This is a genomic window from Thalassobacillus sp. CUG 92003, from assembly GCF_013618635.1.
Taxonomy (GTDB): Bacteria; Bacillota; Bacilli; order Bacillales; family Halobacillaceae; genus CUG-92003.
This window is the reverse complement of record NZ_JABLSJ010000035.1, coordinates 1-635: the sequence shown is the minus strand read 5'-3', so window position 1 is coordinate 635 and position 635 is coordinate 1. Positions and strand designations below refer to the sequence as shown.

The window sequence follows — 635 nt, the reverse complement described above, 5'->3', positions numbered from 1 at the left end:
AGCGAAGCCGCGAGGTGTAGCAAATCCCATAAAACCATTCTCAGTTCGGATTGCAGGCTGCAACTCGCCTGCATGAAGCCGGAATCGCTAGTAATCGCGGATCAGCATGCCGCGGTGAATACGTTCCCGGGCCTTGTACACACCGCCCGTCACACCACGAGAGTTGGCAACACCCGAAGTCGGTGAGGTAACCTTTATGGAGCCAGCCGCCGAAGGTGGGGCCAATGATTGGGGTGAAGTCGTAACAAGGTAGCCGTATCGGAAGGTGCGGCTGGATCACCTCCTTTCTAAGGAATTAAAACGGAGACGTACTGGTGCTGGTTTGTTTAGTTTTGAAAGATCGATGATCTTTCATGTGAACCTTGAAAACTGGATAAGCAAGATTCAACGAACATCGAAACAAGAAAGCGTCTTAGTCACATGTAGTTAAGTGAATAAGGGCGCACGGTGGATGCCTTGGCACGAGGCGCCGATGAAGGACGGGACTAACACCGATATGCTTCGGGAAGCCGTAAGTAGGCTATGATCCGGAGATGTCCGAATGGGGGAACCCACGGTCCGTAATGGGACCGTATCCTGAACTGAATACATAGGTTCAGGAAGGCACACCCGGGGAACTGAAACATCTCAGTACC

General features: G+C 52.0%; 2 rRNA genes. Both read left to right on the top strand.

From position 1 onward, the window contains the following. Window positions 1–287: ribosomal RNA gene (locus tag HOP45_RS20460) — 16S ribosomal RNA — on the top strand; the annotation flags it as partial. A 137-nt stretch (window positions 288–424) separates the two neighbouring features. Next, window positions 425–635, top strand: a 23S ribosomal RNA gene (locus HOP45_RS20455); the annotation flags it as partial.